The sequence below is a fragment of the Streptomyces sp. NPDC050535 genome (assembly GCF_044457665.1).
Classification (GTDB): Bacteria; Actinomycetota; Actinomycetes; order Streptomycetales; family Streptomycetaceae; genus Streptomyces.
In genome coordinates, this window is sequence record NZ_JBITHE010000005.1 from 101834 (window position 1) to 126186 (window position 24353).

At 72.7% G+C, this 24353-nt stretch carries 28 protein-coding genes; 20 read left to right on the forward strand and 8 right to left on the reverse strand.

The annotated features are described in order from the left end of the window. Window positions 1–3: 3 nt before the first annotated feature. On the reverse strand, window positions 4–399 hold the full coding sequence (locus ACIBLC_RS13570; RefSeq protein ID WP_399211056.1) for a DUF5994 family protein: 396 nt from the start codon (window positions 397–399) through the stop codon (window positions 4–6). Window positions 400–793: 394 nt separating this feature from the next. Between ACIBLC_RS13570 and ACIBLC_RS13575 the strand changes: the two genes are divergently transcribed. From ACIBLC_RS13575 to ACIBLC_RS13585, 3 genes are all read left to right on the forward strand, one after another. After that, window positions 794–1168 carry an STAS domain-containing protein gene (locus tag ACIBLC_RS13575; RefSeq protein ID WP_399211057.1) on the forward strand — a complete coding sequence of 125 codons (375 nt, stop codon included), beginning with the start codon at window positions 794–796 and terminating at the stop codon, window positions 1166–1168. Window positions 1169–1247: 79 nt separating this feature from the next. Continuing rightward, window positions 1248–2003, forward strand: a complete 756-nt coding sequence (locus tag ACIBLC_RS13580; protein WP_399211058.1) for an ANTAR domain-containing protein — start codon at window positions 1248–1250, stop codon at window positions 2001–2003. Continuing rightward, complete coding sequence (locus ACIBLC_RS13585; RefSeq protein ID WP_399211060.1) at window positions 2000–2761, forward strand: GAF domain-containing protein; 762 nt, start codon at window positions 2000–2002, stop codon at window positions 2759–2761. Before ACIBLC_RS13580 ends, ACIBLC_RS13585 begins: the two co-directional genes overlap by 4 nt. Window positions 2762–2767: 6 nt before the next feature. Here ACIBLC_RS13585 and ACIBLC_RS13590 read toward each other — a convergent pair whose 3' ends face one another. Continuing rightward, window positions 2768–4357, reverse strand: coding sequence for a protein kinase (locus ACIBLC_RS13590; RefSeq protein ID WP_399211061.1), 1590 nt, complete (start codon window positions 4355–4357; stop codon window positions 2768–2770). A 206-nt stretch (window positions 4358–4563) separates the two neighbouring features. On the opposite strand from ACIBLC_RS13590, the gene ACIBLC_RS13595 reads away from it, so the two are divergent. Beyond that, entirely contained in the window at window positions 4564–4959 is a 396-nt protein-coding gene (locus ACIBLC_RS13595) for a molybdopterin-binding protein (RefSeq protein WP_399211062.1), read from the forward strand. 10 nt (window positions 4960–4969) lie between these two features. On the opposite strand, the gene ACIBLC_RS13600 is transcribed toward ACIBLC_RS13595, so the two are convergent. Then, window positions 4970–5920, reverse strand: coding sequence for a LysR family transcriptional regulator (locus ACIBLC_RS13600; RefSeq protein WP_399211063.1), 951 nt, complete (start codon window positions 5918–5920; stop codon window positions 4970–4972). A gap of 138 nt (window positions 5921–6058) precedes the next feature. Between ACIBLC_RS13600 and modA the strand changes: the two genes are divergently transcribed. Genes modA through ACIBLC_RS13620 form a run of 4 tightly spaced genes read left to right on the forward strand, consistent with a single transcriptional unit; the run spans window position 6059 to window position 9454 of the window. Further along, the gene (gene modA, locus ACIBLC_RS13605) at window positions 6059–6889 is read left to right on the forward strand and encodes a molybdate ABC transporter substrate-binding protein (RefSeq protein WP_399211064.1); all 831 of its coding nucleotides are present in this window, start codon (window positions 6059–6061) and stop codon (window positions 6887–6889) included. Beyond that, the gene (locus ACIBLC_RS13610; RefSeq protein WP_399211065.1) at window positions 6886–7737 is read left to right on the forward strand and encodes an ABC transporter permease; all 852 of its coding nucleotides are present in this window, start codon (window positions 6886–6888) and stop codon (window positions 7735–7737) included. The genes modA and ACIBLC_RS13610 overlap by 4 nt, the downstream gene beginning before the upstream one ends. Window positions 7738–7768: 31 nt before the next feature. Then, on the forward strand, window positions 7769–8947 hold the full coding sequence (locus tag ACIBLC_RS13615) for an ABC transporter ATP-binding protein (protein WP_399211066.1): 1179 nt from the start codon (window positions 7769–7771) through the stop codon (window positions 8945–8947). 21 nt (window positions 8948–8968) lie between these two features. Continuing rightward, entirely contained in the window at window positions 8969–9454 is a 486-nt protein-coding gene (locus tag ACIBLC_RS13620; protein WP_399211067.1) for a cupin domain-containing protein, read from the forward strand. A gap of 60 nt (window positions 9455–9514) precedes the next feature. Here ACIBLC_RS13620 and ACIBLC_RS13625 read toward each other — a convergent pair whose 3' ends face one another. Next, entirely contained in the window at window positions 9515–11617 is a 2103-nt protein-coding gene (locus tag ACIBLC_RS13625) for a BTAD domain-containing putative transcriptional regulator (protein WP_399211068.1), read from the reverse strand. Window positions 11618–11733: 116 nt separating this feature from the next. Between ACIBLC_RS13625 and ACIBLC_RS13630 the strand changes: the two genes are divergently transcribed. From ACIBLC_RS13630 to ACIBLC_RS13640, 3 genes are all read left to right on the forward strand, one after another. After that, window positions 11734–12672 carry an alpha/beta fold hydrolase gene (locus ACIBLC_RS13630; protein ID WP_399211069.1) on the forward strand — a complete coding sequence of 313 codons (939 nt, stop codon included), beginning with the start codon at window positions 11734–11736 and terminating at the stop codon, window positions 12670–12672. A gap of 202 nt (window positions 12673–12874) precedes the next feature. After that, entirely contained in the window at window positions 12875–13288 is a 414-nt protein-coding gene (locus ACIBLC_RS13635; RefSeq protein WP_399211070.1) for an ATP-binding protein, read from the forward strand. Between the two features lie 117 nt (window positions 13289–13405). Further along, window positions 13406–14260 carry a hypothetical protein gene (locus tag ACIBLC_RS13640; protein ID WP_399211071.1) on the forward strand — a complete coding sequence of 285 codons (855 nt, stop codon included), beginning with the start codon at window positions 13406–13408 and terminating at the stop codon, window positions 14258–14260. A gap of 199 nt (window positions 14261–14459) precedes the next feature. Here the strand turns inward: ACIBLC_RS13640 and ACIBLC_RS13645 are convergent, their stop codons facing one another. After that, window positions 14460–14663, reverse strand: a complete 204-nt coding sequence (locus ACIBLC_RS13645) for a cold-shock protein (RefSeq protein WP_010986199.1) — start codon at window positions 14661–14663, stop codon at window positions 14460–14462. Window positions 14664–15035: 372 nt separating this feature from the next. On the opposite strand from ACIBLC_RS13645, the gene ACIBLC_RS13650 reads away from it, so the two are divergent. After that, window positions 15036–15266 (forward strand): hypothetical protein, encoded by a 231-nt coding sequence (locus tag ACIBLC_RS13650; RefSeq protein ID WP_399211072.1) that lies wholly within the window; start codon window positions 15036–15038, stop codon window positions 15264–15266. A gap of 102 nt (window positions 15267–15368) precedes the next feature. Next, window positions 15369–16199, forward strand: a complete 831-nt coding sequence (locus ACIBLC_RS13655) for a hypothetical protein (RefSeq protein WP_399211073.1) — start codon at window positions 15369–15371, stop codon at window positions 16197–16199. 104 nt (window positions 16200–16303) lie between these two features. Here the strand turns inward: ACIBLC_RS13655 and ACIBLC_RS13660 are convergent, their stop codons facing one another. Continuing rightward, window positions 16304–16747: a MarR family winged helix-turn-helix transcriptional regulator gene (locus tag ACIBLC_RS13660; RefSeq protein WP_399211074.1), complete on the reverse strand. Its 444-nt coding sequence runs from the start codon at window positions 16745–16747 to the stop codon at window positions 16304–16306. 108 nt (window positions 16748–16855) lie between these two features. Here ACIBLC_RS13660 and ACIBLC_RS13665 point away from each other — a divergent pair, with 108 nt between their 5' ends. After that, entirely contained in the window at window positions 16856–17701 is an 846-nt protein-coding gene (locus tag ACIBLC_RS13665; RefSeq protein WP_399211411.1) for an alpha/beta fold hydrolase, read from the forward strand. Here ACIBLC_RS13665 and ACIBLC_RS13670 read toward each other — a convergent pair. Together ACIBLC_RS13670 and ACIBLC_RS13675 are read right to left on the reverse strand one after the other, a co-directional pair. Beyond that, the gene (locus ACIBLC_RS13670) at window positions 17649–18371 is read right to left on the reverse strand and encodes a L,D-transpeptidase (protein ID WP_399211075.1); all 723 of its coding nucleotides are present in this window, start codon (window positions 18369–18371) and stop codon (window positions 17649–17651) included. The two genes, ACIBLC_RS13665 and ACIBLC_RS13670, sit on opposite strands and share 53 nt — an antisense overlap. Further along, window positions 18361–18936 carry a SigE family RNA polymerase sigma factor gene (locus tag ACIBLC_RS13675; RefSeq protein ID WP_399211077.1) on the reverse strand — a complete coding sequence of 192 codons (576 nt, stop codon included), beginning with the start codon at window positions 18934–18936 and terminating at the stop codon, window positions 18361–18363. Before ACIBLC_RS13675 ends, ACIBLC_RS13670 begins: the two co-directional genes overlap by 11 nt. A 150-nt stretch (window positions 18937–19086) precedes the next feature. Here ACIBLC_RS13675 and ACIBLC_RS13680 point away from each other — a divergent pair, with 150 nt between their 5' ends. The 6 genes from ACIBLC_RS13680 to ACIBLC_RS13705 all read left to right on the forward strand — a co-directional run bounded on the left by ACIBLC_RS13680 (window position 19087) and on the right by ACIBLC_RS13705 (window position 24351). Further along, window positions 19087–20007: a L,D-transpeptidase gene (locus ACIBLC_RS13680; RefSeq protein ID WP_399211078.1), complete on the forward strand. Its 921-nt coding sequence runs from the start codon at window positions 19087–19089 to the stop codon at window positions 20005–20007. Between the two features lie 194 nt (window positions 20008–20201). Next, entirely contained in the window at window positions 20202–20750 is a 549-nt protein-coding gene (locus tag ACIBLC_RS13685; protein ID WP_399211079.1) for a hypothetical protein, read from the forward strand. A 92-nt stretch (window positions 20751–20842) separates the two neighbouring features. Next, window positions 20843–21421, forward strand: coding sequence for a SigE family RNA polymerase sigma factor (locus ACIBLC_RS13690; protein ID WP_399211080.1), 579 nt, complete (start codon window positions 20843–20845; stop codon window positions 21419–21421). Further along, window positions 21418–22158, forward strand: a complete 741-nt coding sequence (locus tag ACIBLC_RS13695; protein WP_399211081.1) for a hypothetical protein — start codon at window positions 21418–21420, stop codon at window positions 22156–22158. Before ACIBLC_RS13690 ends, ACIBLC_RS13695 begins: the two co-directional genes overlap by 4 nt. Beyond that, complete coding sequence (locus ACIBLC_RS13700) at window positions 22155–23849, forward strand: transglycosylase domain-containing protein (protein ID WP_399211082.1); 1695 nt, start codon at window positions 22155–22157, stop codon at window positions 23847–23849. The genes ACIBLC_RS13695 and ACIBLC_RS13700 overlap by 4 nt, the downstream gene beginning before the upstream one ends. A 280-nt stretch (window positions 23850–24129) precedes the next feature. Continuing rightward, window positions 24130–24351, forward strand: a complete 222-nt coding sequence (locus ACIBLC_RS13705) for a hypothetical protein (RefSeq protein WP_081218430.1) — start codon at window positions 24130–24132, stop codon at window positions 24349–24351. Window positions 24352–24353 lie beyond the last annotated feature (2 nt).

Consider the following 24353-nt stretch of genomic DNA (forward strand, 5'->3'; position numbering starts at 1 on the left):
GGCTCAGCGGAGGCCGGCGGCCGCGGCGGCCATCAGCGGCTCGGCGTCCGCCGCGTCGACCTCGGGCGGTACGACCAACAGGTCCCGGCGGCCCCGGGCCTGACCGCTGAGCAGGCAGAGGACGTGGCGGCCGTGCGAACCGGAGGTCCTGTGCAGCCGGACGACATGGTTGGCGACGAGCATCCGCCCGGGGGACGCGTGCCACATCTCGGTGTTCACGGAAACGCCGGTGATCTGTCCCCACCCGCGGGGCAACTCTCCGATCAGCAGGGGAAGTTCGACCAGCAGATCACGCGAGCGGGGCCACCACGCCCCGTCGACGCGCCGGGGCACGACGCTGTGGGGCGCCAGGCTCAGGCGGGCGAGGCGATGGGAAGGCAGGGACTGAGCGGCCGTCATAGGGCGGAACCTGCCCCGGGCGATGAGCGGCCCGGCGTCGTCCTGCGCCGAGAACGAGACCGGCCCGATCACCGGCGTACGAGGTGCCCTCGGTCCTGTCACCGTACCTCGCCCACAGGCAAAAGGGACTTCGGGGACCGGACAGCCCGGACGACGGCCGCGAAGACCCCCACCCTTGCAACTTCCGCCCCCGAACCACCGGTAACCGGCCAGGAAGTGGCTCTTCGTCCGCCGACTCGACAGATACCGAAGCGAGCCGCTTCCCACCCCCGCACGGCAGTACTTTGGTTGTGCGGCAGCCCCTGTCCCCGGCCCTCTCCGTGCAGTCCCGTTACGCGCAACAGAGGCCCTGCGCGAGGCGAAAGCCATTCCGGAGACCCGAGGAGCTGGGGACATGAGCCCACAACCCGACGAGTGCCGTACGGTCCGCGCCGCCGGTGAACTGGATCTGACGACCGCGCCGGAGTTCACCCGTGCCCTCGAAGACGCCCGCCACGGCACCGGGCGGCTCTTCCTCGTCATAGACCTGAGCCGCGTCACGTTCATGGACGGCAGCGCCCTGACCCCGCTGTGCGCGGCGTGGGACGACTGCCACGAGCGGCGCGGGTGGGCACGCGTCGTCTACACCCGGCCGGGCGTAGGTCTGCTGTTCCGGGCCGGCGGCGTCCAGGAGCGGTTCCCCCGGTACGCGAACGCCCAGGACGCCTGGAGGGGAGTGACCGCGGATCCCGGCGGGCAGTACACCCCGGCGGGAGAACTGTCCGCGTAGGGTACGGCGAAGACTGCTCGGCGCCTCACTGCGAGGAGCCCCGGCCACGGCGGAACGGAATCCGGTGATCAGCGACGGCATGGCCGACTTTCTGCGGTCGTTGCGCCTGGGCGGGCGCGGGAATCCTGCCCAGGCTTGCGCGCGGGCGCTGTGCGCCGAGGGCGTCGCACTGTCACTCCTCGTGGGCAAGGACCGGACGGCCGAGCCGCTCTGGTGCTACCCCGATCTGAGCGCGCGTTTCGAGGAACTCCAGTTCACGCTGGGCGAGGGACCGGGCCCGGACGCCGTCCGCACCGGCGTCCCCGTCACGGAGCCGGACCTGGACCGGGTACGCCCCGACCGCTGGCCCGCGCTGCTGCCGTCGGCGCGGGAGATGGGCGTACACGGTGTGAGCTGCTTCCCGCTGAGCATCGGGGCGATCCGGGTCGGCGTACTGACCATGCTGAGTGACGGCGACCGGCGGATCAGCGACCAGCAGTGGACGGACGCCACGGCCCTGACGGGCGCGCTGACCGGCGCCTTCCTGGACGGGGACCGGCGGCCGGACGGGGACGGAGCCGCGCTGGGGCCCGGCACGTTCCTGGAGTGGCCGACAGGACTGCACAGAGCGAAGGTGCACCAGGCCACGGGCATGATCAGCGTCCAGCTCGGCACGTCCATGGAGGACGCCCTGCTGCGCCTGCGTGCCTTCGCCTACAGCAGTGAGCGTCCTCTCGGAGAGGTCGCGGACGACGTGATCGCCCGCAGGCTCCGTTTCGACGACGATGACAACTACGCCGATGGCGACATCGACGACCTGAGCGGGCCGCATTCGCCCGACGCTGGAAAGGGATGATCGGCATGGCCCGCGAACGACGCCTGGCGGAGATCTTCGTGGAGGTCGCGGACTCCCTCGTCGAGGACTTCGACGTCATCGATCTGCTGCAACGGCTGTCCACACGCTGCGTCGAACTGCTGAACGTGTCGGCGGCCGGGATCCTGCTCGTCGACGCGCAGGGCGAACTGCAGCTCATCGCCGCTTCGGACGAACACACGCGGCTGCTGGAGCTGTTCGCGCTCCAGCACGACCAGGGACCGTGCGTCGAGTGCTACCGCACCGGTGCGGCCCGCACGAACATCGACCTGACACGGCAGGAGGTGACCGCGGACTGGCCGCGCTTCGGCACCCGCGCGCGGGAGACGGGTTACGTGATCACCCACGCCCTTCCGCTGCGCCTGCGCAACCGGGTCGTCGGCGCGCTCAACCTCTTCCAGACCACGTCCCAGCGCCTGAGCGACGACGACATCGCCCTCGCGCAGGCACTCGCCGACGTGGCCACCATCGCGATCCTCCAGCAGCGCACGCTGGAACGGTCGCACCTCGAGAACAGCCAGTTGGAGAACGCGCTCACCAGCCGCATCCTGGTCGAGCAGGTCAAGGGCGTACTGGCGGAGCGCTGGAACACCTCGGTGGACGACGCCTTCGCCGCGTTCCGCTCGTACGCGCGCGCCCGTCAGCTGCGTCTGACGGAGCTCGCCGCGCGGATCATGGCCGGCGACTTCGACACCGCGGACATCCCGGCCCCGGTCCTTCCCGAGGAGCGCCACGGCTGATTCCGCTCAACGGAGCGTGCGGAAGCCCGCCTTGACCTTGTCGAAGACGGGCCGGTAGGTGTCCCACTGCTTGTCGGGGGCCGAGAGGTAGAGGTCGTACTCCTTGTCCCCCTCCCGCCCGAAGCCGAAGTCGATGGCACGGAACACCCGGACCCGGCCCTCGAAGGTGAACTCCCATACGGCCGCGGGCTGTCCCTGGAAAGTGGTGTGCTGCATCCGCAGTTTCCGGTACGTGGGGTAGTTGACCTTGGTGTTCGACTCGATGCTCAGGAAGTGCGACAGCACGTCGGAGCCCGCGGGGTCCACGACGTCGATGGTGAGACCGGCGAGGCCCGTCGGGTCGGCGTAGTTGACCTGCGCGCTCGTCGACCTGCCGCGCTTCCAGTCGTCCGGAACGGGGAAGGCGATGCCGGTCGCCTTGTCCGTGACCAGGTGGTAGCCCGCGGGAACGGGCACCGGCGAGGAGGCGGTCGCGGAGCCGGTGCCCGGCGCACCGCCGCTGGTGCCGCCGCCGTCCTCGCGCGACATGACGTGGACCCCGCCCGCCACGACCGCGGCCGCCGCCGTCACGGCCACCGCGCTCCACAGCAACGCGCGCCCCCTCTTCCCGGCCTTCGCCGGGACGGGCGCGGTGGCGACGCCCGTGGTCCCGGCGGCCGGGACCGGCGCCGGTGAAGTCGCCTGCCGGGTCGGGGAGGGCGGCTGCGATGCGAAGGCGGGGGACACGGCTGACATCGATGTCGCCGAGGTCCCCCGATCCGGGGCGAACAGCGCCGGCGCCTCCCCGGGCACGGCCCGCAGCGCCCGTTCCGTCTCCTCCGCCGAGGGCCGCGCGTCCGGGTCCTTCGCGAGCAGCGCCTCGATGAGGGGTTCGAGCGGGCCGGCCCGCTTCATGGGCTCGACCGGGTCGACGACGACCGCGTACGCCGTCTCCACCGCCGTGTCCTTGCGGAACGGGGGCCGCCCCTCGACCGCCTGGAAGAGGGTCGCGCCCAGCGCCCAGAGGTCGGCGGCGGGTCCCGGCTTCAGGCCCCGCATCCGCTCGGGCGCGATGTAGTCGATCGAGCCGAGGATCTCGCCGGTCCTCGTCAGCGTCGAGGTGCCGCTCGCCATGGCGATACCGAAGTCGGTGAGGACGACACGGCCGTCGGGGCCCAGGAGTACGTTGCCGGGCTTGACGTCGCGGTGCAGGACCCCGGCAGCGTGCGCGGCCCGGAGCGCGGCGGTCATGCCGAGCCCGATCCGGGCGGCCTCACCGGGCGGGACGGCTTCGCCGCCCTTGAGCAGCGCGGCGAGGGTCGTCGAGGGCACGTACTCCATGACGATGCAGGGGAGCCCCTCGTCGTCGACGACGTCATGGACGACGACCACGTTGGGGTGGGCGATCCGGGCGGCGCTGCGGGCCTCGCGGCGGGTGCGTTCGTAGAGCGTGGCGAGCTCGTCGTCGGTGAGGTGGCGCTGGACGTGCAGCCGTTTCAGCGCGACGTCCCGGCTGAGGACCTCGTCCCCGGCCCGCCACACGGTGCCCATGCCACCGCGCCCTATCTGCTCGACCAGCCGGTACCGCCCGGCGATCAGCCGCCCCTCGTCCGACACAACGCGCCCTCGCCGACTCTCTCCGTGCCACGTGCTCCGTGCTGCCTACCGTGTTCGGTGTGCCTTGTGTTCGATTCGCGTCGACACCATAACCGGCGCATGTTGCGGAACTGTCTCAGTGCGGGCGGGACCACGCCCGACGGGGGACGCGGGACACGGGAGGCGTCCGGCGGGGCGCACGCCGGGCTGCACGTATCGTGACGCGTATGCAGTCCTACACAATCGGCCAGGCCGCCCGGCTGCTGGGCGTGAGCCCGGACACCGCCCGGCGGTGGGCGGACGCCGGGCGGGTGACCACCCACCGGGACGAGGGTGGGCGGCGGCTCATCGACGGCCGGGATCTGGCCGCGTTCTCCGTCGAACTGGCGAAGACCGGCGCCGAGGAGGACGCGACCTCCTACACCTCCGTCCGCAACGCCTTCGCCGGCATCGTCACCGCCGTCAAGCTCGGCGACGTCGCCGCCCAGGTGGAGATCCAGGCCGGTCCGCACCGGCTGGTCTCCCTCCTCACCCGGGAGGCGGTCGAGGAACTGGGCCTGGAGGTCGGCATGGAGGCCACGGCGCGGGTGAAGTCGACGAACGTGCACATCGACCGGGCCTAGAGCCGGTTTCTCAGCTCCGCACATCCAGGTACGTGTGGAGCAGCGCGTCCAGCGCGTCCCGTACGCCCGCCTCCCGCGCCACCTTCAGCAACGCCTCCGCCAGGACCGACTGCGGATCCCCCTCGGCCACCACCAGCCCCACCCGCGGCCCGTGCGCCGGGCCTTCCAGCGGGACCACCCGCATCCCGTCCGGTACGCCGAACATGTGCAGCCACGCGTGCGAGATCACACTGGACCAGCGGCCGCCCCGCAGATGCGCGTACAGCCCGGCGACGCTGTCCGACTCGATCGCGGGCTCGGCCTTCGCCCCGTCGGCGGCGAAGTACTCGTCGATGATCCGGCGGTTGCGCATCCGCTGGCCCAGCAGACACAGCGGCAGCGCCGCCACGTCCGCCCAGCGCGCCGTAGCCGCCGTGGCCGGCGGGCCCTGGTCGGGAGTCGGGCCCCGGTCGGGAGTGAGGAGCACGTACCGCTCCTCGTACAGCGGAAACCGTCGTACGTGACGGAGCTCGTCGTCGTCCAGATACGTCATCGCCGCGTCCAGCTCGAACCGGGCGAAACCATGGGTGATCTCGGCGGACGACAGCGACTCGAGGCTGACCCGGGCCCGCGGGTGACGCTCGCAGAACGGGTTGGTGAGGAGGGAGGCGGCGGGCAGCGCGGTGGGGACGATGCCCAGGCGCAGCGTGCCGGTCAGGCCGCCGCGCAACGCCGACAGTTCCTGGCGCAGGGCGTCCCGCTCGGCCAGGATGCGGTGCGCCCAGGCGAGGACGACCTCGCCCTCCGGGGTCAGCCCCTCGTACCGCCTGGCCCGCCGCACGATCGGCACGTCCAGCTCGTGCTCCAGGCGCCGGATCGCGGCGGACAGCGAGGGCTGCGACACGAAACAGGCGGCCGCCGCCCGCGCGAAGTGCCGTTCCCTGGCGAGCGCGACCAGGTACTCGAGCTGACGCAGCAGCATCAGTCACCTCCGTGACGACGGTACCCGGACGCCCGCGGCCCGGTACGAACGCACATACCAGCCCCCTTGGCTGATCATCCCGCTCATGCGATGTGACAGGAGACTTACACCTCGCATATGCGGAAGTATGATCGGCACATGCCTGCCCGAGGGAGAAGCCCCGTGAAGACCCGTTCCGTACGCCTCGCCGGTGGCGCCGCCGCCGTCCTCCTGGCGCTCAGTGCCTGCTCCTCCTCCGACTCCGACTCGTCGTCCTCGTCATCGGACCCGTCGGCGTCCGGCTCCCCGGAGCTCTCCGGCACGGTGACCGTCTTCGCCGCCGCCTCGCTCAAGGAGAGCTTCACGACGCTGGGCGAGGACTTCGAGAAGGCCCATCCCGGTACGAAGGTGACGTTCAGCTTCGGCGGCAGTGACACGCTCGCCGCGAGCATCACCGGGGGTGCCCCGGCCGATGTGTTCGCCTCCGCGAGCCCCAAGACGATGGCGATCGTGACGGACGCGGGGGACGCGTCCGGCACCCCCGCCACCTTCGCGCGCAACCAGCTGGAGATCGCGACCCTGCCCGGCAACCCCGACAGGATCGCCTCCCTGAAGGACCTCACCAAGTCCGGCCTCAAGGTGGTGCTCTGCGACAAGACCGTGCCGTGCGGCGCCGCCGCGCAGAAGGCCCTGGACGCGAGCGGCATCGAGCTCACCCCGGTCTCCTACGAGCAGGACGTCAAGAGCGCCCTGACGAAGGTGGAGCTGAAGGAGGCCGACGCCGCGGTCGTCTACAAGACCGATGTGAACGCGGCGGGTGACAAGGTGGAGGGCGTGGACTTCCCCGAGTCGGCCGAGGCCGTCAACGACTACCCGATCGCCCTGCTCAAGGACTCGCCGAACGCCGAAGCCGCCAAGGCGTTCATCGCGCTGGTCCAGTCCGCCGAAGGCCGGCAGGTGCTGACGGCCGCGGGGTTCCTGAAGCCGTGAGCCCGCTGGGCAGGCCCGACGCCGCGACCGACACCGTCACCGGTGGGGCGCGGCGTCGGCGCGTCCGGGGCGGGGTGCCGCTTCCCCTTCTGCTGCCCGGCCTCGTAGCGCTGGCCTTCCTGCTCCTCCCGCTGATCGCCCTCCTCGTCCGGGCCCCCTGGCGCAGCCTCCCGGACCAGCTCAGCAGCCCGGAGGTCTGGCAGGCCCTCCAGTTGTCGCTGCTCACGGCGACGGCGGCGACGGCCGTGAGCCTGGTCCTCGGGGTGCCCCTCGCCTGGCTGCTGGCCCGCACGGACTTCCCCGGACGCGGTTTCGTACGGGCGCTGGTCACGCTGCCCCTCGTGCTGCCCCCGGTGGTCGGCGGTGTCGCGCTGCTCCTCGCGCTGGGCCGCAACGGCGTCGTCGGGCAGTGGCTGGACTCGGCCTTCGGGATCACGCTGCCGTTCACCACGGCGGGGGTGGTGGTCGCCGAGGCGTTCGTGGCGATGCCGTTCCTGGTCATCAGCGTGGAGGGCACGCTGCGGGCCGCCGACCCGCGCTACGAGGAGGCCGCGAGGACCCTCGGCGCCTCCCGCTTCACCGCGTTCCGCCGGGTCACCCTGCCGCTGATCGCGCCCGGCATCGCGGCGGGTTCGGTACTGGCCTGGGCCCGTGCGCTCGGCGAGTTCGGCGCGACGATCACCTTCGCCGGCAACTTTCCCGGCCGCACGCAGACCATGCCGCTCGCGGTATACCTTGCCCTCCAGAGCGACCCGGCCGCCGCGATCGCACTGAGCCTGGTACTGCTCGCCGTATCGGTCGCCGTCCTCGCGGGACTGCGGGACCGCTGGATGACGGGGGTGTCATGAGGACCGGCACATCCCCGGCGACGGGGGTCTCATGACGACCGACGCACCCTTCGCCGCCGGCAAGGGGCCCGGGTCCGACCAAGGACTCGCGTCCGGTAAAGGGCTCGGGTCCGGCACGGGATCCGAGTCCGGCAAGGGACCCGGGGCCGGCAAGGGATCCAGGGCCGGCACGGGACTCGACACCCGTCTCCTCGTGGACCGTGGGGCCTTCCACCTCGACGTGACGCTCGCCGCCGCGCCCGGCGAAGTCGTCGCGCTCCTGGGCCCGAACGGCGCGGGCAAGACCACCGCGCTCCGCGCCCTGGCCGGGCTCACGCCGCTCTCCGACAGGGGCCATCTCCGTCTGGACGGCGCCGATCTGGACCGTACGCCGCCCGAATCCCGCCCGGTCGGTGTCGTCTTCCAGGACTATCTGCTCTTCCCGCACCTCAGCGCGTTGGACAACGTCGCCTTCGGGCCGCGCTGCCAGGGCGTACCGAAGGCGGCGGCCCGCGCGCAGGCCGCCGACTGGCTGGACCGGATGGGCCTGGCCGACCACGCGGGCGCCAAACCGCGGCGACTGTCGGGCGGACAGGCCCAACGCGTCGCCCTCGCCCGCGCGTTGGCCACCCACCCCCGGCTACTGCTGCTCGACGAGCCGCTCGCCGCGCTCGACGCCCGCACGCGCCTCGACGTACGGGCCCAACTCCGGCGCCATCTCGCCGCCTTCGAGGCCGTCGCCGTACTGGTGACGCACGATCCACTGGACGCGATGGTGCTCGCCGACCGGCTGGTCGTCATCGAGGACGGCCGCGTGGTCCAGGACGGCACGCCGTCGGACATCGCACGCCACCCCCGCACCGACTACATCGCCCAGCTCGTCGGCCTGAACCTCTACCGGGGCCGGGCGGACGGCCACACGGTCCGCCTGGACACCGGTCCGGCGATCACGACGACGGAGAACCTCACCGGGCCCGTCTTCGTGGCGTTCCCGCCCAGCGCCGTCACCCTCCACCGCGACCACCCCACCGGCTCCAGCGCGCGCAACCTGTGGAGTTGCGAGGTCGGCGGCCTGGAGACGCACGGCGACCAGATCCGCGTGGACCTCACCGGCGAACTCCCGCTGGCCGCCGACCTCACCACCGTCGCCGCCGCCGAACTCGACCTGCGTCCGGGAGCTCCGGTCTGGGCGACGGTGAAGGCGGCCCAGACCCACGCCTATCCGGCGTGATCCAGTCGAAAGGACCTCGTGATGCCAACTCCCAGCGAATCCGAGCCCGTTGCCCCCGACGAGTCGGAAGTCCCGGCACTGGCAGCCGCGTTGGGCATGCGGCGACACCCGGAGGGCGGCTGGTTCGCCGAGACGTGGCGGTCCTCGCAGACCTTCCGGCCCGACGGCTACCCCGGCCCCCGCGCCGCGGCCACCGCGATCCACTTCCTGCTCACCCCCGGTGACGTCTCCGCCTGGCACACGGTCCGCTCCGACGAACTCTGGTTCTGGCACCGCGGCGGCCCACTGGAACTCCTCCTCGGCGGCGACGCCGACCAGCCCGGCCAGGCGCCCACGGTCATCCGCCTCGGCTCCGACGTGGAGAACGGCGAACTCCCGCAGGCCCTCGTCCCCGCCGGCATCTGGCAGTCCGCCCGCCCGGCAACCGACCAGGAGGTCCTGGTCAGTTGCGTCGTAGCACCGGGCTTCGACTACGAGGACTTCCGGATGGCCCAGGACCTGACCTAGCCGGTGGGCCGCCGAGGCCGGTGGGCAACCGGGGCCAGTGGGCACCCGCGCTCGGATCCCCTAGCGCGTGTCCGGCTCCCGCAGCGCCGCCTCGATCTTCCCGAGCCAGCGGTCGACGGGGCCGAGGGTGAGCAACCCGCTTCCCGCGCCCGCGAGTTCACCGGCCGCCGGGAGCAGCCGGGCATGGCCGCGCTCCAGGGCGGTCCGGTCGCCCAGGGCGAGGGCGGCGCTGACCTCCAGACAGCACAGGGCCTCGTACAGCAGGTCCCTCGGCGGTTCCGGGACAGCCCGCAGCGCCACGACGGCCTCCGTGCGGCGGCCCGCCGCCAGGAGGATCAGCGGTTCGGCCCAGGGCCGGTACGGGCCCCAGTCGGCGTCCGGGTCCGCCCCGCCCGGCCCCACCCGGAGGGTGAGCAGGGCGAGGGCGAGAAGTCCGCGCTCCAGGCCGGGCATCCCGGCGCCGTCCAGCCGCGCGGCGGCGGCCCGGTAGGCGGCCTCCGCTTCCTTCCCGTCGGCCGACGCGGCAAGCCGCAGCGCCCGGTACCACTCGGTGAACACCCCTACCAACGGCAGTTCATGACGGTCCGACAGGCGGTCGGCGGCAGCGGCGTGTTCGTCCGCGGCGGTGAAGTCGGCGAGAGCGGCGCGGGACTGAACGCGGATGAGATGGCCGAGGACCTCGAAGGTCGTCAGGCCGTGCCGGGCGGACAGGGAGATCAGTTCCGCGCCGGTCCCGTCCCGACGCGCGGCGAGCCCGGCCCGGGTGAAGGACTGCATGAACGTCCCGTTGAGGGCGAACGCCAGCAGTGCCGGGTCGTCGAGGCGGCGGGCGATCCCCTCGGCCTCACGGGCGGCCTCCGGTCCGCGTGACCCGTGCGCACCGCGCGTCTCCAGCGCGATCGTGGCCAGCAGCCGGCAGCGCGCCCCGTCGTACGCCGGGCCCTGGGGCAGCGCGCCGAGGGTCCGCTCGGCCGCCGCGACGAGCTGCCCGGCCAGGTCCGGGTCGTCGCCGCGCGTCCAGATCGCGGGAACGTCGAACGCGCCGATCACCCGGGCGGTCAGCTCCACGTCACCGGACTCCTCCGCCGCCGCGACCACCGCCATACGTTGTTCCCGCGCCGCCTCCAGCCCGCCGCCCCCGGTCACCGCGAGGTTCCGCATCAGCCCCACGGCCGACTCCAGCCGAGCGCGCGACCCCGCACCGACGACCCGGTCGTAGGCGACGGTGGCCCGCGTCCAGATCCGCGCGGCGACGTCATCCGGGTGCGGGCCATGGGTTTCCTCGCCCCCTCCGCCCCTGCCCGTCGGAGACAGCCCCTCCGGCGTTCGAGCAGCGGGGGTCTGGGGGCGGAGCCCCCACGTGACGGGAGCCGGCAGGGACGGAGGGGGCGAGAAGACCACCCCGCCCAACCCCTCCGCCTGCACCAGGATGTCCGCCTCCAGCCGCCGCAGCCCCGGCCCGGGGTCCAGCCCCAACTGGTCCGCCAACGCGACCCGCGCCCGCCGCAGCACAGCGAGCGCGTCCGCCTGACGCCCCGCCCGGTAGAGCGCCAGGCCGAGCAGACACCAGGCGTCCTCGCGCCAGGGATGTTCGGCGACGTGGGCCTCGAGATCGGGAACCGCCTCGGCGGCACGACCGAGCGCGAGCCGAGCCGCGGCCCGGCGTTCGACGGCCTGAAGCCGAAGCTCGGCGAGCCGCGAGCGCTCCGCCCGAGCCCATCCCTCCCCCGCGAACTCGGCGTACGCGGGCCCCCGCCACCACCCGAGCGCCTCCTCCAGCCTCCCGAGCGCCTCCTCGGCCGGCAGCTTCACGGCATCCCCGACGACCGCCTCGAACCGCCACGCGTCCACCGCGTCCGCCGGGACCCGCAACGCGTACCCGGGACCCTCGGTGACCAGCGACCGAGCCGGGGCACGCGGCGGCCGCTCCGGTTCCAGGGCCCGGCGGAGCGCGCCGACGAAGGTCTGTACGGCACCCACCGCACCCGGGGGCGGTACCTCCCACAGGTCGTCGACCAGGCGGGCGACCGGCACGACCCGCCGACGGGCCACGATCAGCCGGGCGAGCACGGCCCGGTGCCGCGGCCCCTTCAACGCGAGCGGGTCCCCGTCACGCTCGGCCACGACGGCCCCGAGCACCCCGAAAACGGTCCGCTGCTCCACGTCACCACCCTCTCCGGCCGCCCACGCGCCACCGTACGCGCGCTGATTCGCCGCTGATTCACGCCCGGCAGGCTGAAGTCATCCCGCGACCGCACCACTCCGAGAGGCAGCGAACCATGTCCCCGACCATCCCGGGCTTCGCCCGGCACCGCATCCCCGTCGCCGCCGACGTGTCCCTGAACGTCGCCGTCGGCGGCTCCGGCGGCACCCCCGTCGTCCTCCTGCACGGCTTCCCGCAGACCCACCTGATGTGGCGGCACGTGGCGGCCGACCTCGCCGCCGACCACACGGTCATCTGCCCCGACCTGCGCGGCTACGGCGCGAGCGACAAGCCGGCCGAAGCCGTCGAACCCGCGGAATCCGCCGAGGCCGGGCACTCGACGACGTACTCCAAGCGCACCATGGCCGCCGACGTCGTCGCCGTCGCCCGTGAACTGGGCCACGACCGCTTCGCCCTCGTCGGCCACGACCGGGGCGCGCTGGTCGCCGTCCGTGCCGGACTCGACCACCCCGACACGGTCACCCACCTCGCCTCGCTCGACGTCCTGCCCACGCTGGACATGTGGAACGTCATGCACGGCACGAGCGCGGCCGTCGGCTTCCACCTCTATCTCATGGCCCAGCCGCCGGGCCTGCCGGAGCAGCTGATCGGCGCGGCCCCGGACGCCTTCTTCGGCCACTTCCTCGACCTGTGGGTACAGAGCCGGGGGACGGGGGACACGGCTACGCCGGCCATCCCGGACGACATCCGCGCCGCCTATCTGAAGGCGTCCCGCGAGGCGGTGCCGTCGATCGTCGCCGACTACCGCGCGTCCGCCGGCATCGACGTCGTACACGACCTGGCCGACCGCGAGTCCGGCAACCGGCTGCGGATGCCGGTCACCGTCCTCCAGCAGGACTGGGGCGCCGCGCTCGGGTTCGACGCCGCCGCGCTGTGGGCCGCCTGGGCGACCGATCTGTCCCACTCGACCGTGTCCTGCGGCCACTTCATGGCCGAGGAGGCACCTGCCGAAGTGACCAAGGCGATCCGGGACCTGCTCACCCGGACACCCTGACGGCGAGCTCGGCCGCTCCCCGCACCCTCCGTAACCCCCGTAACTCTCTTAGCGCCTTTGTGACGCCGGACGCCGGTTGCGGATCACTCAGCGTGGGCATGACCCGTAGGCAGGACCGGCCGCGCACCGTATCGCGCGGGCCCGGACGGCGGGGGGTCCGACCGCCGGGAGTGCCGACCGTCCTGGAGGGGAGTGAGGTGTCATGCGTGCGCACGAGCGCGCTGTCCGGCAGACCGCCCGTGTCGAGTACACACTGCCGCGCACGGCGGTGTCGGCGGGGAGGGCCCGCAGGCTCACTTCGGCCTTCCTGACCCGGCCGCGGACGGACGCGCCGACCGCCGCCCAGGTCGACGACGCCACGCTCATAGCCTCCGAACTCGTCGCCAACGCCGTCCGGCACGGCAACACCGGCTGCCGCCTCCGCCTCCAGCTCGCGCACGGCGAGGTGACCGTGGAGGTGCACGACGACTGCCCGGACCGGCCCAGTGTGGGCCCGATGGACACCGACTCGGAGAGCGGCCGCGGTCTCGCGATGGTCCAGCAGCTCGCCAACCGCCTGGAGATCGTGCGCACCGGCTTCGGCGGAAAGACGGTCCGCGCGGTCCTGGCGGTCTGAGCGTCGGCGGTGTCGGCCGCGGCTGACAGGGTCGGGGTGCGCCCGGGAGAGTGACGCGGAGCGGCCCACCGGCCTACGTAGGCCGATCATCACTCCGCCCGCATGTAGAGACGAACCATGCGCCTCTCTCGTATCCCCAAACTCGCCCAAGTCACCCGTGTCTCCCGTGCCGGGAAGGTCTGGGTGTCGGCCGGGGTGGCGGCCACGGTCGCGGGCGCCGCGCTGACCGCGGCGCTCGTCACCGGCAGCGGAACCGGCGGCGAAAGCACCCAGGAGGGTTCCGGCCGAGCGGATTCCGGTTCGGCGGACGAGGCCCAGCGCACGGCCATGGCACTGACCCGGTTCCGGACCTCCAGGGCGGACGGCCCCTCGGAGGTCACGGTGCGGCTCCCGTCGTCGGAGGCCGGGACGGTGACCGTGCGCGGAGTCGCCGACCACCGCCTGCATCGGGCGGTCGGCGTGTACGAGGTGACGGAGGACGGCCACTCCATGCGGGGCCTGCTCGCGTGGGACCTGGAGAGCATCGCCGTGGCCGGTTCCCCGGCGGCGGCCCCCGACACCGCCCTCGGTCCCGAGGCACGGCCCGAAGCACGGCCGGCCGCCCCGGGCCCGGTGACGACCGCGGTCCAGGCCGCCCGGCGGGCGGCCACCCTCAAGTCCGGCCAGTGGAAACGCCGCCCCTACGGCACCGCTCCCCTGGACCGGGCACTGCACCTGGCGCTGTCCGTGGCCGCGGACCGCCCGGGCGGCACCCGGCTCCCCGTCGAGTCCCGCCGGCTGTGGCCCAGGGCCCCACGCCCGGAAGGCTCCGCCGCCGCCCCCGAGGCCTCGGCGCTCGCCCAGACCTACTCGCTCGACGCGGCCGGCGATCTGCGCCGCGTCACGGCCGACGTCGCCCCCGGCCGGAAGGCCACGGTCGACTTCGCGACGGGCCGGGCCCGCACGGGTGTACCCGGGGCGCCGTGGGGCTGATTCCCGGTCCGCCGGGCGTTTGAGGACGGGGCCTTCGGGTAACCGGGGAATTCGCCACAGGTGTCATGTGGAATTCGCCGGGAATTCAATACGAGGATAAACAAAAGCAGGTGGCCGGGACTCACACCCCGGAGGGTGTCAGTCCCGGCCACCTGTAAGCATCAACCGACTCAGAAGTCAGGCGTCAGCGGGTCCCGGACTAGGCGGGGACGATGTTCTCCGCCTGGGGGCCCTTCTGGCCCTGCGTGACGTCGAAGGTCACCTTCTGGCCTTCCTGGAGCTCACGGAAGCCCTGGGTGGCGATGTTCGAGTAGTGAGCGAAGACGTCAGCGCCGCCGCCGTCCTGCTCGATGAAGCCGAAACCCTTTTCAGCGTTGAACCACTTCACGGTGCCAGTAGCCATAATAAAATCTCCTTCGGGGCAAAGCTCGAGGACCCACACTGTGTGGGTCCGCGTCTGCGCGATGTTGCCCCCTCCGGAAAAAGCACCGGATATTCAGAAGCGAACCGCCCGGTACGGACCGGAAAGTAAGCTCCAAGACTTTGGGAACCACAACTGCAACTGATATCGACACTAGCACGTGACGAGCCCGATGTGGACGCGCTATCTCACCTCTCCCGGGGGAATAGAGAAACTCCCCGCACTGCGAGCCAATTTTCTCCGTCCGTCAGGATAGATATTCATCCCCGCCGGAGGCAGTGATCACCGGCGGCCCGCTGTCGGCGGGTGCGCTCCCGACTTGCCGGGCCCGGCCGCCCGGGGTGCGCTGGAGGCATGACGACCGAGCCCGGCGCGGTCTCCGAGACCTTCGCGTTCGCCTGCGGGAACTGCGGGCACACCTGGGAGGCGACCTTCCAGGTGATGTTCTTCACCGATCCGCTCGACCCGACAGGACAGACCTCCCAGGAGTACGTCGACGAGGACGGCACCGCCGTCAGGTCGCCGCTGACCGACGCGGTGTGCGTGAGGTGCGGGAGCCGGCGGGTCCGGGTGTCGGCCGGCTGACCGGCGCGCCGGGCCCGGACTCACCCGGACGGACCGGTGCGCTGGTGGGCGCCGGGGTCCGGTGGTGGCGTGGGAACTCTCGCGCCCCCAGGAGGCCCCGCCATGAACCGTCGTCCCTCCCGTGTTCTCGCCTCCGCGCTGACGGCGGGCGTCCTGGTGTCGGCGTCCGCCTGTTCGTCCGTCCAGGGCGTGGAGCCGACCAACGAAAGGCCCACGGTGTCCTCCGCCGCCCCGTCGTCACCCGCCGCGAAGGCCACCTCGTCGCTCACCGTCACCCAGGCCCGCGACGCCCTCCTCGGTCCCGCCGAGCTGGGCGAGCGGTGGTCGGCGACGCAGGGCGGGGCGACCTGGCGTGACGGTCTCCTCAAGGGCAGGACGGACACCCCGGACTGCCAGCGGCTGCTCGACGGCCTGTACGCCGAGGACCTGTTGGGCGAACCGAAGGGCGTCGGCGCGGTCGTCGGCCTCGACGAGAGCGACACGGCGGCGCAGTTGCGCTACCAGGTCGCGGCGTACGGCGGACCGGCGGAGGTGGACGCGAAGATGGCCTGGCTGCGGACGCTGCCTGTGAAGTGCGCGGAGTTCACGTCCACCGATGTCAGAGGCGGGCGGCAGACGGTACGGGTCGAGCCGGCGGCGCTGCCAGGTGTGGGCGACGCCCGCGAGGGCCTGCGGATGACCGTGAGCGCCGAGGGCGACCTGTACGGCGAGACCCCGACGCTGACCCTGGACTTCGCCGCCGTACGCGTCGGCGACCGGGCCGTCACGCTCACCAACGGCGGACTCGGCGGCGCCGAGAAGGACTTCACGGCCCAGGCCGTCCAACTGGGCACCCAGCGACTCCACGACGTCCTCACCGATCGCCCCCCGGCGACGCGCCCCAGCGACCGGCCCACCGACCGGATCGACCGGCCCACCGCACAACAGGGCTGACAGCGACGGAAGTCCGGCCCTCCTCCCGGCAGACGCATCCTGGAGGCCGGCGATCATGAGCGCGGCGATGGGCAGGAGCCCTGCCATCTCCATGGGGAGGGACCCTAGGCACCGTCCACGCGGGTGCCCACCCTGCTCAACAGGCCGAGCAGCGTGGCCCGTTCGGCGTCGGTGAGGGGGGCGAAGGACGCGCCGAGGACGTCGAGGGTGACGGCACGGCCCGCGGCGAGGACCCGTTCGCCCTCCTCGGTGAGGTGGTGCTCGATCCGGCGCCCCCGTCCCTGGCGACGCTCGATGAGGCGCTGGGCCGCGAGCCGGCCGGCCAGCGTGCCGAAGGACTGGTCCCCCTGGAAGGTGGCGAGGGCCAGCTCGTGCGCGGAGGCGCCGGGCTCGCGGGCGATCGCGCGCAGCGCGTCCCACTGGGCGAGGCTCGTGCCGACCGCCGCGAGGCGGGTGTCGAGCGCGCGGTGATGCCGGTACTGCGCCTCCTTCACGGCCCGGCCCAGCACCTCCAGGTCCACTGACCCGTCATGGTCGTTCGCAGTCATGCCGCGAGTCTAGCCGCGTAAGTAAGCTTGCTTATATACGCATGCGTATATAGCCTCTGCCGTATGGCTGATACTCGCGATGACGCGCTCGATGACCACCCCGCCGACATGGTTGCCACCCCCGTGACCCGGACCGTCCGCCCCCACCCCGATCTCCCGCTCACCCTCACCGAGAGCGGGCCGCCCGGCGGTCGGGTCGCGCTCGTCCTGCACGGTGGCGGCGGGCCGGACACCGTGCGGGGCATAGCCGCGCATCTGGCCGGGCGGATGCGGGCCGTCGTGCCGACCCACCCCGGGTGGAACGGGACCGAGCGACCCGGCCGGCTCGCCGGCATCGGCGATCTGGCCGCCGCCTATCTGCGCTGGCTGCGGGACGAGGGCCACCGGGACGTGCTCGTCGTCGGCTCGTCGATCGGCGGCTGGACCGCCGCCGAGATGGCCCTGCGTGACGAGGAAGGGCTCATCACCGGGCTCGTGCTGGTGAACTCCGTCGGCGTGGCCGTTCCGGGGGAGCCCATCCGCGACATCCTCGGCCTCGGGCCCCGGGAGATCGCCGCGTACTCCTTCCACGACCCCGCCCGTCTCCCCGTCGGCCCCGCCGTCACTCCGGAGCGGGCCGCGGTCCAGCGGGCCGACATGGCGACCGTCCGGGCCCTGGCCGGTGACCCGTACATGCACGATCCGACACTGCTGGACCGGCTCGGCCGGGTCCGGACGCCGGCCCTCGTGGTGTGGGGCGAGAGCGACCGCGTCGTCACCCCCGCGTACGGGCGCGCGCTCGCGGCGGCGCTTCCCGGCGGGCGGTTCGTGACCGTGCCGGAGGCCGGTCACCTCCCGCACCTCGAACAGCCCGCCGCGACCTTCGCCGCGCTGGACGCCTATCTGGACGCCGACCCGGACGTCACGACGGTGCGGCCGTCACCGCACCCGCGCTCGCGTCGGCCCCGGCCGTGAGCGAGGAGTGGGACGGGGACGGCTCGCTCGGCGACTTGGGCGCGATTCCCTCGACGTCGATCACGGACCCCACCGCCAACTGCCCGTACAGCCACTGCGCGTCGGTCGAGCGCAGGCCGATCCAGCCGGATGTGCGGTCGTAGTTGCCGGGAGCCATCTCGTCGAAGCTGAGGGCGGCGATGTAGTTCGTGGTGCCGTCCGGGGCGCGCAGTTCGACGTACCAGAAGACCTTGAGGTCGTATGTCGAGTCGACCAGATCGTCGCCGGGCACCACATTCGTGCTCTTCTTGCCGGTGACCGTCATACGGCCCGTAGCCGTGGGCGTCTTCGACGCGCCTGAGGAGAGCGGCAGTTCGCGGCCCGCGACCGTCATCACCCGCCGGGACAGGTCGACCGTGGCGTCGGCTGGCGCGGGGATGCTGGGGGTGCCGGTGGGGCTCGCCGCCGGCGTGGCGTGCCCGTCCGTTCCGCCGCCGAGGTTCAGGGACACGACCAGGGCGAGTGCCGCGAGGGCGGAGGCACCGACGGCGGTCACGGCCGTACGGCGGTGGCGTCGGCGGCGTACGGCCCTGCCGCGGATCTCCGCGCCGGACAACGGCGGAGGTGTCTCCCCGGTGGCGGCCAACTCGCGCAGTTCCGCGACGAGTCCGGAGGTGAGTTCATCGGACACGGTCGTCCTCCCTCTCCCCTTCGCCGGCCGGACCGCCGGAACCGGCCGAGCGAGCCGGGCCCGTCGAGTCCCTACCACCCGACGCGCCCGCCGAATCCACCGACAGCTCCCGGGCCAGCGCCGCCCGGCCACGGGACAGCCGGGCCTTGACCGTCCCCACGGGGGCGCCGGTTTCGGAGGCTACCTGCTCGACGCTCAGGTCGCACAGATGGTGCAGAACCAGGGCCATTCGCTGCGGCTCGGGCAGGGTGCGCAACGCGGCCACGAGGGTGGCGCGTTCGGGGCCGGGCCCGGGGACGTGCTGCGGCGGCGGATTCCGGCGCACCAGTTCCAGCCAGCGGCGCGCACGGCGCCAGCGGCTCACCGCGAGCCGCATCGCCACGGTCCGTATCCACGCTTCCGGCGCCCCGTCGAGAAGGAACTCCCGGCGCTGGTCCCAGGCGCGTACGAACGCCTCCTGGACGACGTCCTGTGCCTCGCCGTGGTCCCCGGTGAAGGCGTAGAGCTGGCCGGTCAGCCGGGGGAACGCGGTCGCGTAGAACGCGTCGAACTCTTCCTCGGTCATGCCCCCCGCCCGGAGTTTCCGGAGAATCCCAAGTCCCGTGCAACCCGGCGGTCGGTGCCGTGCGTACAGGTCCCGTACGACGCAATCGAAACACATCACAGGGGGATCTGGATGACCACGGGGACCAGGACGACCGCGAGGAGCGGGGGAGTGAGAAGCGGCCGGGCGGCCCGCGCCATGAGCGCGGCGGCCCTGTGCGCGCTCACGCTCGCGGGCTGCACGGCACAGGCGGTGGCCGGGGGGCCACAGCGGGAGACGAACGCCCGGGTGGCGGAGGCGAGTCCGAGTGTCACGGCGAAGCCCACGCCCACCCGGACGCCGCTCAAGGCGCTGGAAGGCGCGCACATCAACATCGCCGACGGGCAGACGGTCGGCGTCGGCATGCCGATATCCGTCACCTTCGACCGGGCGATACCGGCGGGCGAACGGGCCGACACGGAGCGGCAGTTGAAGGTCGGGAGCGGGATCGAGGGGTCCTGGAGCTGGGTCAAGGACCGCAACCTGCTGGACGGCCAGCGCGTGGACTTCCGGCCGCGCGAGTACTGGACCCCGGGCACCGAGGTCACCGTACGGGCGGGCGCCGGAATCACCCGGAACTTCACCGTGGGCCGCTCGCTGGTCGCCACGGTCGACGTCCGCAACCACACCATGAAGGTCGTCAAGGACGGACAGACCCGGACCGTTCCGGTGACCACGGGCGCCCCGGGCATGGAGACCTGGAACGGCACGATGGTCGTCTCCGACAAGCAGCGCGAGGTCTTCATGGACTCGCGCACCGTCAACTACGGCGACGCGTACGCGGGTTACTACTCCTACGCCGTCCACCTCACCACCTCGGGCACCTACCTGCACGAGAACCCGAAGGCCAACACCTACGCGGGCCGGCAGAACGTCACGCACGGCTGCGTCGGGCTCGCCACGGACGGCACGGCGAAGCGGTTCTACGACGAGGTCATTCCCGGCGATGTCGTCGAGGTCGTCGGCTCGAAGGACACGGTCGCCGTCGGCAACGGATACGGCGACTGGAACGCGAGCTGGGAGGAGTGGCGGGCAGGCAGCGCGCTGGCGTGACCCATCGCCCGAAGAAATCCGGCGCCGGTGTCAACCCGCCTGTGACCGGGGGGAGTTTGAACGGGTGGAGAGGCGCCCTCCGACCCACGGCGGTACTCGTGTCCAGCGGTACTCGTCCAGCAGTACTCGTCCAGCTACTCGTCTCACTCATCCGGATCCCCAAGGGTCCGCGCAGCAGGAGGAGTTGTCCGTTCATGACACGGATACAGAAGTACGTCGCCGTCGCGGCGGTCGCCGCCGCGCTGGTGGGGGCGCCCACGGTGTCGTACGCCGCCGCACAGGGGACGGCGGCGCACGGCACCGTGGCGCATGCCCCGTCCGCCCGGATCGCCGCCCCCGGCGAACACGTCACGGGCGCTCCCGGCTTCGAGCTCTGGCTCACCGCCGAGGGCAAGTTCTGGACCACGCCCTGGGATGCGGAGCCGCAGTTCCGCAGTGTGGTCGACGGGAACATCGACCTCGGCCGGCCGGGCGTCTCGCTCCAGGCGGAGGGCGACCAGGGGCACTACGTCCTCTCCGGCCTCTACTACGGCGGCAAGGGCACCGCCTCCCGGGTCGCCGTCAGGACGTCGGCCGGGACCGTGCACGGTGAGCTGCTCGAGCTCGCGGGCAGGCCCGGCTGGGGCGTCTGGTACGCCACCGCCGACGTGCCGGTGGGCGAGGAGGGCGGCTTCGACGCCTTCCGCTCCGTCACCGTCCACGACACCAGAGGCCGGGTGTACTCGCAGCTGAAGCTGAACTGAGCCAGCGGGCGGGGGAGCCGTGTTGTTCAGGTCTCGGCTCCCCCGCACCGCCTCCTCCCCCCACGCAACCGATTCCGAGGACACCGCCGGCCGTGCAGCACAACTCATCCGCCGTCCCCGAAGTCCCCGCCCCCGAAGTCCCTGCCCCCGCGCCTTCCCCGGACGGCGACTTCGCCGCGTACGCCGCCGCTGCCTGGCCCCGCCTCGTCCGCACCGCGCACCTGCTCACCGGCGACTTCCACGAGGCCGAGGATCTCGTCCAGACCACGCTGGCCAAGGTGTACGCCCGCTGGCGGCGCATCCCGCGCGACGACGTCGACTTCTACGTACGCCGCTCGCTGGTCAACAACAACCGCAGCCGGGTACGCAGAAGACGGGTCGTCCATCTGCTGACGCCGTTGCTGCCCGAGCGGATGCACCAGCGCGAGCCGGGGCACGCCGAGACGGTCGAGCAGCGGGCGGCGCTCGGCCAGGCGCTGGGTTCGCTGTCGGCGCGGCAGCGTGCGGTGCTGGTGCTGCGCTACTGGGACGACCTGAGCGAGGCCGAGATCGCCGAAGTGCTCGGCTGCTCGGCCGGCACGGTCAAGACCCATGCGCGGCGCGGCCTCGAAGCCCTGCGCGCCCACCCCTTGTTCGCCGGCCGTCCCCCCGTCTCCGGAGCCCGCCCATGAACCGCCCCTCCCGTTCCCAGAGTCCGCCGGCCGAGGCCGAGCGGCTGCGCGAGGCGTTCGCCGAGGCCGCCCTCGACGTCACCCCCTCCGTGGTCCCGATGGCCGCCATCGAGCGCGCGGGCCGCCGCCTGAAGCGGCGCCGCAGGGCCGCCGTGCTGGGGGCCACCTGCGGGGTGCTGCTGGCGCCGCTCGCCGTCGTGGTGCTCCAGGGGGGCATCTCCCCGGACGAGAGCGAGCGGGTCGCGCCGCCGGCCGGGAGCTCCGGTCCCAGTCCCTCGGTCTCCGCGGAACGGGCCGGGAAGGTGCGGGTCGTGACGCCCGGTGAGCGGGTGGAGGTCTCGCCCGGCACCGAGATCTGGCTGACGGAGGACGGCAAGCACTGGTCGGAGCCGGACCAGCCCACCCAGTTCCGCAGCGTGACCGACGGCAACCTCGACCTGAGCGGTCCCGGGGTCAGCCTCCAGGAGTCCGGGCAGGAGGGCGGCGTCTCCTTCCTCTCCGGCGTCTTCTACGGCCAGGGCGAACCGGCCCGCGTCGACATCGAGACCGTCGCGGGCGACATCGACGGTACGGCGCTCACGCTGGCCGGCCGGCCCGGCTGGGGCGTCTGGTACGCCGAGGTGAAGGTGCCCGAATCCGTGACGTCGTCCTCGGACCCGCCGACGGGGGTCACCGAGAAGGTCACGGTGTACGACTCCGCGGGCGGCGTGATCGCGAGCCAGGAGTACCCCACATGAGGGCCGCGGTACGGGGCGCGGCGGCCGCCGTCCGCGCCGGTCTCGTCCGCCGGGTCCGGGCCCGGCGCAGGCGCGTCCGTCGCACCCGCGGGCGCCGCCTGCGCCGCGTTCTCGCCGTACTCCTCGCGCTGCTCCTCGCCGTCGCCGGCGCGGCCGTGGTGGCGTACGAGATGACGGACATTCCCAGGCCGCACCCGGAGACGGCGATGCAGAGCACCGTCTTCGTCGACTCGCACGGCGAGTACCTGGGCAGACGCGGCCCGGTGGACCGGCAGCAGGTGCCGCTCTCCCAGGTCCCGCGCCATGTGCAGGAGGCGGTGATCGCCGCCGAGAACCGGTCCTTCCGTACGGACACGGGGATCGCGCCGACCGCGATCGCGCGGGCGGCGCTCGCCGCGGTGACCGGGGGAGCGCGGCAGGGCGGTTCGACGATCACCCAGCAGTACGTGAAGAACGCGCTGCTGAGCCCGGAGCAGTCGCTGTCCCGGAAGGCGCGGGAGGCCCTGATCGCGGTCAAGCTGGACCGCACCCGGTCCAAGGACGAGATCCTGGAGGGCTACCTCAACACGGTCTACTTCGGGCGCGGAGCGGCGGGCATCCAGGCCGCCGCCCGGAACTACTTCGGCGTGGACGCGAAGGACCTGACGGTCAGTCAGGGAGCGGCGCTCGCGGGCATCGTCAACATCCCCTCGTACTACGAGAAGGCGGGCTCCGACCCGGAGGTGACGGCCACGCTGACGGACCGGTGGGAGTGGGTGCTGGACGCGATGGCCGACAGCGGCGCCGTCACGGCCGCCCAGCGGAGCGCGGCCCGCTTCCCCGCCTTCCGTTTCTATCCGCCCGGTGGCACGGACGGGCAGCGCCAGTACCTGATCGACGTGGCCTCGGCGGAGGCCGCCGACCGCCTCGGCATCACCCAGGACGAGCTGGCGCGCGGCGGTTACACCGTCCGCACCACCTTCGACCTGACCGCCCAGAACGCGGCGGCGGAACTGGTGGAGGACGCCGGGCTGTCCAGGAAGGATCTCCAAATCCACACGGCGGTCGTCGCGTTGGTGCCCGGCGACGGCGCGGTGCGGGTGCTGTACGGCGGCGCGGACTACGCGCGCCAGCCCTTCAACGACGCCCTGGACGGCGCGGTGGAGGCGGGCACGGCGCTCGGGCCGTTCACGGAGACGAAGCTGGGCGCGCCACTGACGGACCTGCCGCGCAGCACCGCGCCCACGCCGATGGAGCTGGCGTCGGCGTGGGCCACGGTGGCGGACCGCGGTACGTACGCGGAGCCGTACACCGTCGCGAGGATCACCCGGGGCGGGCGCACCGTCCACCGGGCCGAGCCGCGCACCCGCACCGCGATGGAGCCCTTCGCCGGTGACGTGATCGCCAAGCGGCTCTACAGCGAGGGCATGGACGAGCCCGCCGTGTCCATGGCCGGCAGCCTGGGCTCGCACACCGGCGGCGCCGGGACCCGTACCCGGTGGGAGACGACGTACGACGGGCGGCTCGCCGTCACCGTCGCCCTCTTCGCGCAGGAGCCGGCGCGGGGCGAGCGGAAGGCCCGGCCGGGCCGGCTTCCCTCCGGCGCCTCCGGCCTGGCCTTCCGTGTCAACTGGGACGTGCGGGACCGGCTGACACCCGGACCCTGGAAGACGGCGGAGCCCGCCCCCGGTCCGACGAACGAGGTCCACTAGAACACCTGTCCAAATACCTCGGGCGTCCGTTCGCGCCCCAGAGCATCCAGGCCACGGCCCCGTCGCCGTGACCTCTGTCTCGTCCACTTTCTCGTCCACTGTTTCGTCCACGACATACCGGCCCGGTGGACCGTCCCGCGAACCAAGCTGATCAGCGACGCCTACCCGAACGGTTGAGCGCACCGGCCCCGTCCGGAGGCGAGATCAACTCCGCGCAGAGCCGGGATCGAGACCTTCAAGCCCTACCGCGCGAAAAAATAGGGCCCATACTGGTTCTACGATGACGAAGCCATCCGCGCCCCGGCGCCACCTGCCCACCAGCCCCTTCGCCGCCCCGGTCGTCCCCGTGGCCAAGGAGTTCAGCCTCGGAGACCGCGTCTCCCACGACCAGTACGGCCTGGGCACGATCGTCGGCGTCGAAGAGGGCATCGCGATGCTCGTCGACTTCGGCGCCCGCCAGGTCCGCGTCCTCAGCCCGTACACCCGGATGGACCGACTCTGACC